Genomic DNA, 14989 nt, shown 5'->3' with positions numbered 1-14989 from the left:
GTTCGCTCCAGTCGTTGGAGGACATCACCTACCATTCGATTTTGACATTTGAATTCTCCTCCAAATCCTTCAGCCACTGATTCTGACTAAAGGTATCACCCATACTTCCCCAGCGGACAGTCAGCACCTTCAATGTCACGGGCTCGTTTACAATCGGTAGGCCCTCAGTGTTAAAATTGCTCTTTTCGCTTACGACGGTGTTATCCTCATTGTTTCCACTACACGCTGTAAGGCTTGCCAGCATTGCTGTTACCAGAAGAGTGACAGTTAGTATTTTATGTAGACCCTTTCTTTGCTGATTTGTCATTCTTGATCCCCCACATTTTTAGTGTAAAAGCATTATTCTTTAACAGCGCCAATCATTACCCCTTGGTTAAAGTACTTTTGTACAAAGGGATAGACGCACATAATTGGAACTGTTGCCACAATAATGACGGAATAGCGCATCATATTGGAAAGACGTAGCGCGATTTGCGCAGCTTCACCTGTTCCCATACCAGACTGCATCTGATTGGTAATCAGAATATTACGAAGTATCAACTGCAAAGGATACATATTTGTATCTTTTAAATAAATCAAGGCGTTAAAATATGAATTCCAATAACCAACGGCGATCCATAAACCGATCACTGCGATAATTGCCTTCGACAGCGGTAAAACAATCTGAACAAAATAACGAAGATTGCCACAGCCATCAATCTGCGCCGCTTCCCACAAATCTCCGGGAATACTACTCTGAAAAAAAGTTCGTGCGACGATAATATTGAAAACTCCAACGGAGAAAGGCAGTACCATAACCAGGAATGTGTCGTACAGATGAAAATCCCGGATCGTTAGAAAAGTTGGAATCAACCCCCCGTTAAAGAACATCGTAAAGATGAAAAACAGCGAAATATATTTACGTCCCACAAGGTCCTTTCTTGACAATGCATAGGCAGCCGAGATATTTACTACTAAACCGATCGCGGTCCCCACCACCGTGTAGAGGATGGTATTCCGGTACCCGATCCAGATATTTTCATGACGAAGCAGCTCTTTGTAGCCATCGAACGTGAATCCTTTAGGAAACAGCCATACCTGGCCGCCTGCCACTGCGGAAGGATCACTGAACGAAGCAATAACGATAAAGTACAGCGGGTAAATCAGGATAACTAGAAAAATTGCTGATATTACATACATTATAATTTCCATAACAGTATCCGATGAACGGTTTTTCTTTATTTTCCCCACATTCCCTTTTGTCACTGTTTCTAATACTCCCATTTCAATTTTCCTCCCTTCTACCACAAGCTGTTTTCGCTTAATTTTTTAGAAATCTGATTGACAATAATTAATAAAATAAAGCTGATGACGGTGTTAAACAAGTTGATAGCCGATGAAAAGCTGTACTGACTACTGAGCAATCCAATTTTGTAAACATATGTGGAAAGAATTTCGCTTGAAGTTATATTCAGATCATTCTGCATTAGATATACCTTCTCAAATCCAACTCCGAGCAGACTTCCGACCCGCAGTATAAGTAGTGTAATCGCTGTCGGCATCAGCATAGGAATATCGATATAACGAATTTTATGCATCCGGTTTGCTCCGTCCACGGTTGCGGCCTCATACAAGCTAGGGTCGACCGCAGAGAGTGCAGCGATAAAGATAATGCTGTCCCATCCGACATGCTGCCACACATCCGACCAGACATACACACTACTGAATAAACCAGCGGAGCCTATCAGATCGGGAGCCTCTTTTCCAAACAGACTATATAAATTCCCTAGCAAACCGGTGCTAGGGGAGAACAAAATCATCATCAAACCCACCATTACAACCGTAGAAATAAAATGAGGCATGTACGATACAGTCTGGAAAAACCGTCTAAACCGGTTGGGTCTCATCTGGTTAACCATTAACGCCAGTATAATCGGAATCGGAAACGTAATCAGACTGTACCCGCTGATGATCAGTGTATTCTTAATTGTTGATGAAAATTGATAGGAATTAAAGAACTTCTCGAAGTACTTGAATCCCACCCATGGGCTGCCGCCAATTCCCAACGCCGGGCTGTAATCTTTGAATGCAATGAGCACCCCGTACATCGGTTTATACGCGAATAATAACGTAAGTATCACAGCGGGAAAAAGCAATATATATAGACCCCAATTTTGTTTCATTTGTCCGAATGTCCGCCCTAAATTAAATCGACCAGATTTCATGACATCCCCTCCTAAAAGTTTTGTTAGCATCTGCTTCTTGGATCAGCTTCGTACAAAACTGGCTTCTGAAGCATAAACGTATCTGTTAATTGTTCCATATGTTATACCGGCCGTTGAACATCTTTAGTATATCGTCTCGATTCCGCGTCTACCGGACATTATAAAAGCGTTAATCGGACTTTTAGGGTCCGGTTCTGGGGCTAAATACAGAACCATCCCCCCATCAACAGCCTACAATACGCTATTCGGACTTTAATTGACGTTTTCCGGACTTTTACAAAGAGATGCCGTCCGGCAAAGACAGAAGCACCGGACGGCATTTTTTAAAAGCCAACAGATCGTTTCTTTATTTTTCAATACCAATAATGATAGGCTCGGCTTTGCAGTGCAGCTTGCCCTGTGTAACTGTGACTTCACTACCGTCAATCAGGTTTAGGTACACGCCATCAGGAAGATCAGCCTCTACTTCTGCTGACTTCCCTTTCATGCTGAACACACCAACCAGCCTTTGTTCTCCCCAGATGTGAGTTCCCACAATAATGTCAGCCTCATCAACGGTTCTCAGATTGCAGACACTATGAGCCATGATTTCTTTTTTCTTGATGAGATAGAGGGCTTTGAATAGCCATGAAAGTCCTTCCCCGTACTCCAATTGACAGTATTCTTGTTGAACAGATCAGGACAAATCTCATTTCCCATTTCCTGTCCGCCGTAAATAAGAGGCATTCCCTTTTCGAAATATAAGAACGCAGTCCAGTTGATAAGGTCATTTTCATCTGGAAAAAGCGCTTTGGCACGAGGTCGGTCGTGATTTTCAAGAAAACGCAGTTTAACATAGTTGTCCGGATAAATAGATTCTTGCGCATTGATCTTATTCATATAGCATGCCAGCGTGTTATTTCAGGCCAGATATCCCGTGAAATAAGGGTAGACATCGTAATCGTAGCAGACGTCAAATACCTGCAGGATTTCAGAGTCAGACAAGCTAACCATACCTCTTGCTTGTAGGCGAAATACACATTGTTTTTGCCATTTAGTACACTCCTAAAGTTTTGTGAACTTATGCATCATGTAGGAAAATTTTGAGATGAAATGCAGTATAGAGAAAAGGCTGCCCAACAGCAATTTGCAGGGCAGCACATTTTGGGAGACAAATAAGTTAATTCACACTCACATAACGGCTGTAAGCATCGGTACGAATCTTGACTAACTTTTCAAGACCCATTTTATTAAGCTGCTTGACATAAGCATCCCAGCCTTCGTCAATGCCGCCTTTGCTTATAAATTGGGCACGCGCTGTATTCATGTAGCTGTCGATATCCGTGGTCAAAGTCGGAAGCTCTTGGAACTCCTCTGCGGTGTACATAACGTTAGGGAAAGGCTCTGTTACATATTCGCTGCCCAGCTTATCAAGCTGTATCTTCAGTCCATCTCCGCTCTCCGTGTTCAGAACAATTTTCTCTTCAAAAGACGGGCTCACATATTTCGGTCCGAAATCACGGAGCGACTGATCCCAGTACCATGCATCCGCGCTGGTTCCGGTTGGTGGATCCATCAAAGTAAAGGTGTCGTTATCGTTCTTCTGGATAACGGTGCCAATCGCTCCCCAGAAATTCTGAATACTTGCTTCATTGGTATAGAACTGGTCGGCCCAGCGTGCGGCAACCTCCGGGTATTTGCCGGAAGTACTTATGAGCAGTTCGTTGCGGTTAACACTCATACCAATCGGATTTCCAATGGTGTAACGCTTACCATCCGGTCCGGAAATCGGTGGAATAGTCACATATTGATCACTCCATTTGCCAAATACAGCATCTGGTGTCCACTGGTACGAGAAGCCTACGATTGGAGCATCCGGATTTTGGAACTTGGCCGATCTCATCGTTTCATCCTGAGTGAACACCTCTTTATCGAGTAAGCCTTCTTCATACAACTTATTTTCCCATTTGAGACCTTCTTTGTACTCCTCTGAAACAGGATAGTATATCGCTTCTCCGTCCTTGATTATCATACTGTTATTATTCAAGTCGGCAATCCCGAAGGGACTAATCAAGTCATTACCTATTTCGATAAATGGAATTTCATCTTGCTTTCCGTTTCCATTCGGATCTTGCTCTTTGAAAGCTTTAAGTACGTTGTACAGCTCATCAATCGTTTCAGGAACCTCCAAACCCAATTTATCCAACCATGTTTTGTTAATTACAGGCTGGCGCGAACTTTTTGGTCGTGCTGGAAGTCTTGTTGGCAGAGAGTAGATTTTGCCGTCAGGAAAGGTACTGATTTTTTTCATTTCAGGCGTTTCTTCCATGGCCGCTTTAAGATTAGGCATGTTTTGCTCAATATAGTCATCTAACGGGCGGAAAAAGCTTAAATTATTGACGATATCCGAATCTAAGAAGGTCTGATTTCCTAAGATAATATCCGGAAGTGTACCGCTTGCTAGCATAATGGACTTCTGCTCTGCCCAGTCATTGGAGGACATTACCTGCCATTCAATTTTGACATTCGTATTCTTTTCCAGATCCTTCAACCACTGGTTCTGAGTAAAAGTGTCCCCCATGCTTCCCCAGCGTACGGTCAGCACCTTCAGCGTCACAGGCTCATTGACAATCGGCAAGCCTTCTTTGTTATAACTGCTCGTCTCGCTTGTCGCGGCATTGTTTGCATTGTTTCCGCCGCAGCCGGTGATTCCAAATACCATCGTTGCTACCAGAAGACCCACAGTCCATTTCTTTGCATTCATTTTCTTGCTGAGTTCACTCATTTCATAATCCCCCATTTCATTTATACAAATCGTTTGATTCATCCACTTTCTATATGTGGAACGCGAATCTGAATATCTTTATATTAACTTTTTGTTTTTTCGCATTCCGGACACTTCAAGACTGTTATCCAGACTTTTGAATCCGCTTACAATAAATGAAGGGGCCAAATTTATCTCTGTGGAAAATTTAGTAACAGTATTCCGACTTTTCTTTGCGCTTTCCGGACTTTGAAGTGAATCGGTGCTGAGTTCTTATGTTTTTTTCACGCAGAGGTTTTATAATGATTTTGTTACCTATAAAAACGTATTCATGATCTGAATGCGCAGGAAAGGACTCGGCACCAAGAAGCTATGGAAAAAAAAACAACAGAAAAAAAAATCTACCCTATTAGTCATTATGTAAAAGTCATGATTCTGGTATCATTCACAGTGCTTGTTGTGGACTTAATAATCAGTATCGCTTCCATTTCCATCGTCAAGCAACAGTCTACTCGAAATTTGCAGGATACGGCGTCACTCTACATCAACCGTATTGATCATGATTTTGCATACATTAATCACTATATGGGCTGGACGCTTGCGAACGATGAGAATCTACTTACGATGAATACTTACGGAGTCGACAGCATCGAGTTCTTAAAGTCGAATGAGAGCCTGCATAAACGTTTTACCGAACTGCAAAAAAATTACGGACAGGAGTATAACTTCTTTTACTATTTAAAAAATGAGTCCTATTTTCTGAATTGCGCACCGATCAGCGTAACCTATACGGATTACAGGGAGCTAAAAAAGAAGATTATTTCTTATATAGACGACAAGGAGATTTATGAGAAATTTTATTCCAAATGGACGCCTATTCTAGTAAACAACCATTATTATGTCATTAACATCGTTCCCTATCACAACCGCTATCTAATTGGACTGATCTCGGCAGATAACCTGATAAGTCCCCTAAACCAAATTAACCTTGGGGTCAACGGTTATGTTTCTCTAGTAGATGAGAATGAACATACTTTAACCAGTCCGATATCTAACAATAAAAAGTTGTTACAGGACAAGGGGGGGCTCTCAAATCTTTTCCAATCCCCTACAACGATCAGCAGCGAGTTTTCGGGCACGACGTTCAGCACCAAGATGGTCATTAAATATGGTATATTTGAGAAAATCATGATTGCCCAACTGCTTATCATGCTTCTGTTCTTCATCGTTACATCCACTTTATGCATCGTTATGCTGTTTTTCAAAAGAAGGGTACTGAGCCCTATTCAAAGCTTCTCCGAAAACCTTGTCTTCATTAATGAGGAAGGGCAACCGGCGGATTTCAAAAGCAGTAAGATTATAGAACTGGAACAGGCGAATACACAGTTTAAAAGCCTAGTTGAACAAATCAAAACCTTCAAAATCGCTATGTACGAACAGGAACTGGAGAAACAGAGAATACAGCTCGATTTTATGAAACTGCAAATTAAGCCCCATTTTTTCTTGAACTGTCTGACTAGCATTTACAGCATGGCACAAATTCAAATGTATAAAGAAATTGAAAATATGGCGATGTCGACGTCTAAATATTTCCGATATATTTTTCAGAACGGTGAGAATTTTGTCCGATTGGAGGATGAGATCGAGCATGTCCGAACCTATCTCGAGATTCAAAAACAACGTTATCAGGATGCATTTATTTACCTTATCGAACAAGAAGATCAGGCAAGCAGCGTGGAAATTCCACCTCTGGTACTTCAAACCTTCATCGAAAATTCGATTAAATACGCGATATCCAGAGAACACGAAGTACATATCAGGCTTACAGTAAAACGCTGCCAGATCGAGGAAGACGAAGTGACCGTTATCCATCTCTTTGACAACGGGCCCGGTTTTCCACCAAATATACTGGAGAAACTTAATCATGGAGAGCCCTTGGATCAAACCAAAGGTACGCAAATCGGCATTATGAATACTCTTAAAAGGCTGGAATACCTCTATCTTAAAAGAGCTACAGTCACCTTCTCCAATTTGGAGGGAGGCGGCGCAAGTGTTCTCTTATATCTTCCGGATCCTCCGAATAAATCAATATGAATGGAGTGCGATTTATGAATGTACTGCTTGTTGATGATGACTTTTATGTTGTATCCGCATTGCAAAAGAAAATAGATTGGGAATTACTAAACATTGAAACAGTTTATACCGCTAATAATGTCGCTCAAGCACGTGAACTCATAGAAAACCATTCTATACAAATTCTTATTTCAGATATTGAAATGCCTCAAGGTAGCGGACTCGAACTTCTAGCGTGGATACGGGAGGGGAATTATAGTATTCAGACTATTCTCCTTACCAATTACGCAGATTTCAACTATGCACAGAAAGCGATTGAATTGCAAAGCTTTGAATATTTTCTCAAACCTATCGAATTTGATAAGCTGATGCTTATCATTCAAAAGGCTGTTATACAGGCAAAGGAGCAACAAAGTAACGAGAAAGCCATACAAGGAGGATACTTTTGGAAAAAAAATCAGTCGAAAAATCTCGAGCATTTTTGGCGCAGGCTGGTTAGTGGTAGTACATCATTCCCGATTAAACCGGCAGACATCACTCATGCCATTGAAGAACAAAACCTGTCCTATCAAATGAACGATACACTACAGCCTTTGATATTCAACTTATTTCCCTATAATGGTAGTATGGGTAAAGAAGAAAAGGGACTTTATGATTTTGCCCTAGTTAATGTACTGTGCGAATTGTTTCAGAATCCTTGTTTTACCATCGAGAGTATTCTGGAATATAAAGATTACAACTGGATAGCCATATTAAAATGGAATCATGCACCGGACTCTCAAGTACTTAAAGAATTGTGTTCTTCATTTATTCAAAAGGCGAATCCTTATTTAAAATGTGACGTCTGCTGCAATATCGGTTTATACGACAAACTAAATAATGTCAGCAATACTTTAAAACAATCACTTCTTATGGATGAAGATATTACTAAATGCAGAAATCAAACCTTTTTGGTGGAAACATACCTCTGTCAAAATAAAACGGTATACATTCCACCGGATCTTGCCCATTTAGAGGAACTGCTTAACCAAAATAAACTTGCCGCTTTTCTTGAAGAAGTCACACAATATTTAAAAGTTATGCTTAACAATAAATCACTAGAAACCTCCGTTCTTAGCTTGTTCCGATTAGATGTAGTTCAGCTTGTGTATTCGTTTCTCAACATGAAAGGAATACGGTCACACAAATTGTACTCCGGCACAGCCAATGATAAATTATTTATGCATTCTTTAAATTCTATTGAGGATATGGAAGAATACCTTGAATATTTAATAAATACAGCAATGAAATACCGGGATTTCGCAGCACAACCAAATTCCATCACAGAAGAAATAAAACAATACATTCATTCGCATTACGGAGATAATCTGACACGAAATGATTTGGCTGAAATTGTCTATCTCAATCCTGATTATCTGGCAAGGATATTCAAGAGAGAGACAGGTGTTTCATTAGGCAGCTATGTCATCCAAGTCCGAATCGCAGCTGCGAAGCATTTATTGGAAACAACGAGTATGTCTGTATATACCGTCGCGAACAAAGTTGGATATAACAACTACTCCTATTTTTCGAAACTTTTCAAACAAGAGGTAGGCCTTCCTCCTAACGAATATAAAAAAGGAACAACAATACAATCCTGCTTAACAAGAAGAAACGACGTTGTCGTCCTTTAAAGATGACAGGGGGTAGCCTTCATACTTTAATGTACTTAACGGATAAGACTCTATCTAAGTAGCTTTCTATTCAGTTTACCTAATGAGGTATACGGTAAATCGTCGACAAGAACAATTTCCTTGGGTCGCTGGAATCTTGCCAGTCGAGGACGCAGCCATTCCATGAGTTCCTCTGTATTCGTTTCGGCATCAGGTTTAAGAAGGACAAAAGCTTTCAATCGCTCTCCATAATGCTCGTCAGTAACCCCTATCACACCCGTATCCTCTACTTGAGGGTGCGTTAGCAGCACCTGCTCTACTTCTAGGGGATACACATTTTCACCCGCAGAAACGATCATACTGTCTGCCCTTCCAGAGAGATAGTAATAGCCCTTCTCGTCCTGGTAACCTAGATCACCTGTTTCGATCCAAGTTTGCACTCCGTTTCTCATAGACCACCTGTTTTTTATACAGAATTGGCCGATTGTTCCGAGCTTAACTTCGTTCTTGTACTCATCTAGTATTTGGAGGTCGACACCCTTAATCTTTCTTCCAATTGTACCTGCGGAATGGGACAAATCTTGTGGTGTTGCTATCATGTTTAGGCCCGCTTCCGACGTCCCATATAAATTGTAAAGTACCTCACCCAACTCACATAATGTCTCTTGGGTAAGCTTTGGACTGAGTTCAGCACCCCCTGAAGCAATACAAGTTAGTGATTTCAAATCACTCACATTCGTTCGTAACATTCTACGCAACATGAGTGGTACAACCGTTATAACTTCCACTTGATGCTCGCGAATCAGGTCGCATGCCATTTCTGCATTAAACCCACGGCGTACAATCACTTTTTTCCCTAAGGCGCTGAATAAAAGCAATTCCGCTACGCCATAACCGTGATAGATGGGCGTTGCAATATACGCAGTATCATAATTGAGGATCTTTAATCGAATAAGGAAATCGTAGAATGGGTCTAAATAATTGAAAAGTGATGGCTTATGCACCGCTTCCTTAGCACGACCAGTGGTTCCCCCCGTCATAAGGACTAGCTTCCCTGTAGCCTTACGTCGTTTCTGTTTGCTGCTATAGGTTGCAGGGGTCATGTTGTTAATCGCTGGAGCCGTATGATGATAACTCATTAGTACCGCTCGTGTATGTGTACAATGCTCTTGAAGATGGCTTCGTTCCTCATCAACAACCAAGAGGTCAAAATGATGATGCTCAAGGATGCCATTCAACTGGATTTCACTCATTTCGGCATTTAGCAGATATATATCCGCTCCCGTTGTAGAAACCGCAAAAATAGTCTTGATTAATGACGCATGATTTTTGCAAATCAATCCGACTTTCTTACCGCTCCCAAGCTGGTAGCTTTCGCGTAAAGATACCGAAAGCTCTTCGGATCGCGCAAAGAGTTGGTTATAAGTTAGCGTTTCTTGCTCATCTACAAGGGCGACTGCGTCTCCGTAAGTTTTAGCCGAGAAATGAAGAAGGGTCATCAGATTGATTCCATTTATGTAAATTGCAGCAGCCAAACGAACCAAGGCTAGGGGCGATAGCAGTCTGATTTTAAAAAGAATATAGAGAAGCTTATAGATCCTCACTATCATCTCTCCCTTTTTCTTAGTCTTCGCGGCAACGAGAATTCGAAGTACCCTCTGAAGAGAATGGAAGCCAACTGTCCACAAATTAACCACCAAGGCTTGTAGGTTTTCTTATGGGTATAGAGAGACTTCCCTATGATTCTTGCAACATGCTGTGGGGACATTGCGGGCAGCTTCTGATAAGAGGTCGTTGGCAAGATCATAGGTGTTCTAACTAAGGGAAGGTATATTGAAGTCGTGGAAATTCCCGTCATGTTCAGTTCTGGAGCAACCGACAGAAACCACGTGTCGAAGGCTGCCTTGGATGCCTGATATGCTGCCCATTCGGGGAGCGGATGCAACAAAACGTTGACTGTCGAGACGTTGATGATATGCCCTTGCTTCTGCTCAAGAAGAGGAAACGTCGACAAAAGCAATTGAACAGGTGCCGAAAAGTTAATCGCCATCGTACGCGTAACATCATGATAACGATCCAAGGACTGATGAATCGACCGTTTAATGGAATGTCCCGCATTACTTACAACAATATCGAGCCCATCCGGTAGTCTATGAAGAAAGTGAACCAATCCATTCAATTCATCCTCATTTCGTAGATCGGCTGAGAACACGCTAACTTGAGCAGCTCTCGACTCTATTACACCTTTCATAGCTACAAGCTTGTCTTCTCGCCTTGCCACTAGGATTAAATGAACCTTTATATCAGCTAATAAGTAAGCAAGTTGCTCTCCAATACCCGAGCTAGCGCCCGTAATAAGAACGGTCTTCCCCTCCAATTGATGCTCCAACTTGTGCTCATTGAACAATGGCGGTGGAAAGAGGAACGATTCAAAGAATCTGTACGTAGACATGATGGCTCCCTTCTTGCCTGATCATCAGCGTCACAGGCAACTCCTCATTTTTTCGACAGGGAGGAGGTAAATCCCTCTATACGCGGACTTGAATACGGGGTCATATACAACTCTCTTTATCCGTTTGATACCCTTAACGCAAAAAAATAAGGACACCGAGGAGGCGCCCTTATCAAAGTTATTATTGAGCTGTATAGCCACCGTCAATGACAACAGCTTGACCTGTGACACTTCGAGCCTTATCACTTGCTAAGAACAAAGCATAATCAGCAATTTCACTAACTTCTAACAATTTCTTTTGAGGAACCAAGGGAAGAAGAACTTCTGCTAGCACATCTTCAAGGGGTACATTACGAGTCTTAGCTAGATCTGCCATTTGTCCACGAACAAGTGGTGTATCTACATATCCTGGACATAATGCATTAACGGTAATACCATGTTCCGCACCTTCCAATGCAGCCACTTTTGTTAAACCAATTACACCGTGTTTAGCGCTATTATATGCCGCTTTTCCTGCGAATCCGACTAAACCATTAATCGAAGCAACATTAATAATGCGACCGAATCCTTGCTCCTTCATCAATGGGAACACGTTTTTAATCATAATGAACGGTGCAATCAGCATAATTTTGTGCATCATTTCAAATTTTGCTGTTGGAAATTCCTCAATTGGAGACACGAATTGTAAACCAGCATTATTAATGACAATATCTACTGTACCGTACGTTTCTTTCGCAACTTTGACTAAATTTTCGATGTCTTCCTCTTTTGTAACATCAGCTTTAATGCCTATAGCTTCAAAACCTAATTGTCCAAGAGACTTAGCCGATTCCTTAACCTGTTCTTCATTAATGTCAGATAGAACGACTTTGGCTCCATTTGCAGCAAATTCTTTACCAATCTCAAATCCAATACCTCGAGCAGAACCTGTAATAATGACAACTTTATCGTTAACCATGTAAAATTCCTCCTTATTATTTTCACTTGCACTCGTGCTGCATTTAGACTAGACCTATAATACCCATAATGACGCTAACTATTAATGCAATCGTAGGTATGAGAAAAGCAACAACAAACACATCTTTATATGTTTCTTTATGAGATAGTCCTGTAACAGCTATTAGCGTTAATAGAGCACCGTTATTAGGGAATATTGACGCACCAGAAGCAACAGCGGCTATTCTATGTAAAGCATCCGGACTAATTCCTGTTTCTTGAGCAACGTTGTAAAAAGTATCGCCAAGTGTACTAAGTGCAATTCCCATACCACCTGAAGCAGAACCCGTAATGATTGACATAATTTGTACGGATAGACCCTCAGCAATTAATGGATTACTTGAAATATTCAGTAACCAAGTCGTGATATGATCAAAAGCAGGTACCACGGCTATAACAGCCCCAAAACCAACAGCAGCACTTGTATTCAGAATTGCCATAACCGAGCCTTTTCCGCCCTCATTAATAGAGAACACGAACTTTTTATAATCTTTGAAATTAATAATCATAATACTTAATACTCCAAGTAATAGAGCATATATAGCTTCTAATTTAACAATGTTCAGAAACACAACTACAACGACAAGCGGAATGATAGATAATATCCAGTTAGGAACATGATCTTCTTCCTTTGCATCCTTTGCAGATTCATTTTTAGGCTCTGTATATACATCACCTTTTGCAGAAAGCCTCTTCGCTCTGTAAGCTAACCAGAGATACCCGCCAACTGCCATAATCAATGTACTTACAATCCCAATAAGGAACCCAGATGTAGGGGAAGTATGGAAATACTCCATTGGTATTAAATTTTGTATTTGTGGTGTACCTGGCACGGATGTCATTGTAAAGGTAAAGGCTCCCAGTGCAAATGCTGGTACGAGTAATTTTCTCGTAATGTTGGCTTCACGAAATAATTGCAGTGCAATGGGATAAATAGCAAAGACGACTACAAATAGACTAACCCCACCGTACGTCAATAAAGCTGAAGCAATGATTACTCCCAGGATGGCTCTTTTTTTACCTATGAGCTGGGTTACCTTCTTAGCAACAGAACTTGCTGCTCCGGTTTCTTCCATTAACTTACCAAATACTGCTCCCAACAAGAATATAGGGAACCACTTCCTAACGAAATCAACCAACCCATCCATATAGGTCAGAGTATACATGTCAAAAAAATCTAATCCACTCATGATCGCTACAACGGCTGCTGCCAATGGTGCTACCCAAATAATCGACCATCCAAAATAGGCTAGAGCCATTAATAACACCAAACCAACAATGATACTCAACAAATATAACCGCCTCTATTCATTTAAAATAAACCTATAAACCATATCCAAATTATCTCCTCAGGTCTCACTATTTATTCGAAATAATATTGAGAAGAAGGCGGTGAATTACTAAGCAGATTATCTAACCGGATGGCGGAGATTACAGGAGGGAACTCTCCAGCCTCCATTACATAAAAGGTGAAGTTTTGGTTTGTTTCTTACTAGGGAGGAATGGAGATGGGATTGGTCAAGCTGCATCCAAATATTCGAATGGGCTGACAGCTATTTTACTCTTGGTCGACTCTGTTCAACTTCTTGAAATAAGGCAGCCATGATTGGCTGCCTTATCTCAACTAACGGGGGAATTGTTTGATCCATAATTTCGAGAAATCGACCCAGCCGAAGGAGTCCTGCGTAGCCCCTTTGAGCGCCGAATGAAACTTGGATACTTTATTTAAGGTGATAACCACACAAGATCCAGTTCTCGTCCCTCATTCTCTGCTCAATCTGATCGATGACCTCACCCCGCGCTTCCGGTGAAGGAAGTTGCACGAACTTGCGGAAGTACTTTCCTAGCCATGCATGTTGCTCATGATTGAAAAACCGGTGCAGGAAGCTCGACTCATCTTTAAATAATCGTAGGTATCCCCACTCCGTATCGTCCTCGAGCGATTCGCTGATGAGAAGCATATCCGCCTGTTGGTCCGCGTCCGTCAAAAAGTAGTCAGCGACGAGGATCGGCTGAATGGTGATATTTAATCCGATAGAATAACAGCGCATCTGCAGCCACTGAGCGTCCTTCAAGGATTTTCTTTTGTCCCAGTAATAAAGCGTTAAGGCTTCCCCGGAATAAGGGTTCCCTCCCCATCGTAGATATGTTTACTCTTATCAGGCAAAAAGCTGTTTTGCGATTCTATATGCCATTTCCAGGATCAAACGCTTCAGATCAAGCGGCTCTCGAATGCGAACCATCCAATAGCCGAAAAAACGGTTTTTACATTCTACTTCTCTTGCTCCTGTTCCTTTATCACTTGCTCAATACCCAACAGAATCAGCTTCAGTCCGAACTCAAACGCTCGGTCGGTCCCCATCAGCTCGAACAGCCCGTTCGTGAACATCCTCCGGAACAGTCCCGAATCCGTCTCGCTCATAGAGTCCAGAAGTCCAATCATCTCCTCACCCGGATCTGCTCCCGCATCCTCCTTAAGAATAGCGGAGACATTGCGCTCATGCTGATAATCGTCTAGGACGAAGTAGTAGACATAGTTCACAAGCGTAGTAATCACTTGCATTTTCTGCTCTTGCTCAAGTGGCGTTGATTCCACGCAGAGTAGCATACGGTTGGTGAATCGGATAATGTCCGGTTCGTGGGGTAGCGTCATCATCATAAGTTGCGTGGAGCAGGGATACCGGTTGAGCACACTCCGTACCGTTACTGCAAGCCCCGTCAGCTGCTCCTTCCAGTCCCCTTCAGAGTGGAACTCCTCCAGAATCGTTTTCGATACCTGGTTGGCAAGACGCTGGTAGAGATTCTGCTTGCTCTTGAAGTACCAGTACAGTGAGGGAGCCTGAATCCCAAGCCGGTCTGCCAATCGTCT

The 14989-nt window shown here is 41.8% G+C and carries 14 protein-coding genes; 2 read left to right on the top strand and 12 right to left on the bottom strand.

The window, feature by feature from the left end; genetic code table 11:
• Nucleotides 1-28: 28 nt before the first annotated feature.
• The 6 genes from AC1D69_RS23715 to AC1D69_RS23690 form a co-directional block, all read right to left on the bottom strand.
• The gene (locus AC1D69_RS23715) at nt 29-307 is read right to left on the bottom strand and encodes a hypothetical protein (RefSeq protein ID WP_495458580.1); all 279 of its coding nucleotides are present in this window, start codon (nt 305-307) and stop codon (nt 29-31) included.
• A gap of 32 nt (nt 308-339) precedes the next feature.
• Nucleotides 340-1263: a carbohydrate ABC transporter permease gene (locus AC1D69_RS23710; RefSeq protein WP_495458579.1), complete on the bottom strand. Its 924-nt coding sequence runs from the start codon at nt 1261-1263 to the stop codon at nt 340-342.
• A gap of 17 nt (nt 1264-1280) precedes the next feature.
• Nucleotides 1281-2204, bottom strand: coding sequence for an ABC transporter permease (locus AC1D69_RS23705; RefSeq protein WP_495458578.1), 924 nt, complete (start codon nt 2202-2204; stop codon nt 1281-1283).
• Between the two features lie 346 nt (nt 2205-2550).
• Nucleotides 2551-2739, bottom strand: coding sequence for a hypothetical protein (locus tag AC1D69_RS23700; RefSeq protein WP_495458577.1), 189 nt, complete (start codon nt 2737-2739; stop codon nt 2551-2553).
• 26 nt (nt 2740-2765) lie between these two features.
• The gene (locus AC1D69_RS23695) at nt 2766-3083 is read right to left on the bottom strand and encodes an alpha-amylase family glycosyl hydrolase (protein WP_495458576.1); all 318 of its coding nucleotides are present in this window, start codon (nt 3081-3083) and stop codon (nt 2766-2768) included.
• A 280-nt stretch (nt 3084-3363) separates the two neighbouring features.
• Nucleotides 3364-4968, bottom strand: coding sequence for an extracellular solute-binding protein (locus AC1D69_RS23690; protein ID WP_495458622.1), 1605 nt, complete (start codon nt 4966-4968; stop codon nt 3364-3366).
• 351 nt (nt 4969-5319) lie between these two features.
• On the opposite strand from AC1D69_RS23690, the gene AC1D69_RS23685 reads away from it, so the two are divergent.
• Nucleotides 5320-7041, top strand: coding sequence for a sensor histidine kinase (locus AC1D69_RS23685; RefSeq protein ID WP_495458575.1), 1722 nt, complete (start codon nt 5320-5322; stop codon nt 7039-7041).
• A 14-nt stretch (nt 7042-7055) separates the two neighbouring features.
• On the top strand, nt 7056-8693 hold the full coding sequence (locus AC1D69_RS23680; protein ID WP_495458574.1) for a response regulator transcription factor: 1638 nt from the start codon (nt 7056-7058) through the stop codon (nt 8691-8693).
• Nucleotides 8694-8743: 50 nt separating this feature from the next.
• Here the strand turns inward: AC1D69_RS23680 and AC1D69_RS23675 are convergent, their stop codons facing one another.
• From AC1D69_RS23675 to AC1D69_RS23650, 6 genes are all read right to left on the bottom strand, one after another.
• Complete coding sequence (locus AC1D69_RS23675) at nt 8744-10276, bottom strand: AMP-binding protein (protein ID WP_495458573.1); 1533 nt, start codon at nt 10274-10276, stop codon at nt 8744-8746.
• Nucleotides 10277-10278: 2 nt separating this feature from the next.
• On the bottom strand, nt 10279-11124 hold the full coding sequence (locus AC1D69_RS23670) for an SDR family NAD(P)-dependent oxidoreductase (protein WP_495458572.1): 846 nt from the start codon (nt 11122-11124) through the stop codon (nt 10279-10281).
• Nucleotides 11125-11305: 181 nt separating this feature from the next.
• Nucleotides 11306-12082, bottom strand: coding sequence for a 3-hydroxybutyrate dehydrogenase (locus AC1D69_RS23665; protein ID WP_495458571.1), 777 nt, complete (start codon nt 12080-12082; stop codon nt 11306-11308).
• A gap of 43 nt (nt 12083-12125) precedes the next feature.
• A complete protein-coding gene (locus tag AC1D69_RS23660) occupies nt 12126-13412 on the bottom strand; it encodes a GntP family permease (RefSeq protein ID WP_495458570.1) in 1287 nt (428 codons plus the stop codon).
• Between the two features lie 429 nt (nt 13413-13841).
• Nucleotides 13842-14108 carry a hypothetical protein gene (locus AC1D69_RS23655; protein WP_495458569.1) on the bottom strand — a complete coding sequence of 89 codons (267 nt, stop codon included), beginning with the start codon at nt 14106-14108 and terminating at the stop codon, nt 13842-13844.
• Nucleotides 14109-14392: 284 nt separating this feature from the next.
• Nucleotides 14393-14989, bottom strand: a 597-nt coding sequence (locus AC1D69_RS23650; RefSeq protein WP_495458568.1) for a TetR/AcrR family transcriptional regulator, incomplete at its 5' end; no start/stop codon positions are given.

The organism is Paenibacillus sp. Y301 (assembly GCF_059445505.1).
Note: the sequence above shows the minus strand (reverse complement) of the source record. Positions and strands in the feature narration are given on the sequence as shown.

Bases quoted from the DNA above. Each gene is read 5' to 3' on its own strand.
- AC1D69_RS23710 (WP_495458579.1), bottom strand. From the start codon at position 1,263: ATGGGAGTATTAGAAACAGTGACAAAAGGGAATGTGGGGAAAATAAAG.
- AC1D69_RS23690 (WP_495458622.1), bottom strand. From the start codon at position 4,968: ATGAGTGAACTCAGCAAGAAAATGAATGCAAAGAAATGGACTGTGGGT.
- AC1D69_RS23670 (WP_495458572.1), bottom strand. From the start codon at position 11,124: ATGTCTACGTACAGATTCTTTGAATCGTTCCTCTTTCCACCGCCATTG.
- AC1D69_RS23665 (WP_495458571.1), bottom strand. From the start codon at position 12,082: ATGGTTAACGATAAAGTTGTCATTATTACAGGTTCTGCTCGAGGTATT.
- AC1D69_RS23705 (WP_495458578.1), bottom strand. From the start codon at position 2,204: ATGAAATCTGGTCGATTTAATTTAGGGCGGACATTCGGACAAATGAAA.
- AC1D69_RS23680 (WP_495458574.1), top strand. From the start codon at position 7,056: ATGAATGTACTGCTTGTTGATGATGACTTTTATGTTGTATCCGCATTG.
- AC1D69_RS23715 (WP_495458580.1), bottom strand. From the start codon at position 307: ATGACAAATCAGCAAAGAAAGGGTCTACATAAAATACTAACTGTCACT.
- AC1D69_RS23685 (WP_495458575.1), top strand. From the start codon at position 5,320: ATGGAAAAAAAAACAACAGAAAAAAAAATCTACCCTATTAGTCATTAT.
- AC1D69_RS23695 (WP_495458576.1), bottom strand. From the start codon at position 3,083: ATGAATAAGATCAATGCGCAAGAATCTATTTATCCGGACAACTATGTT.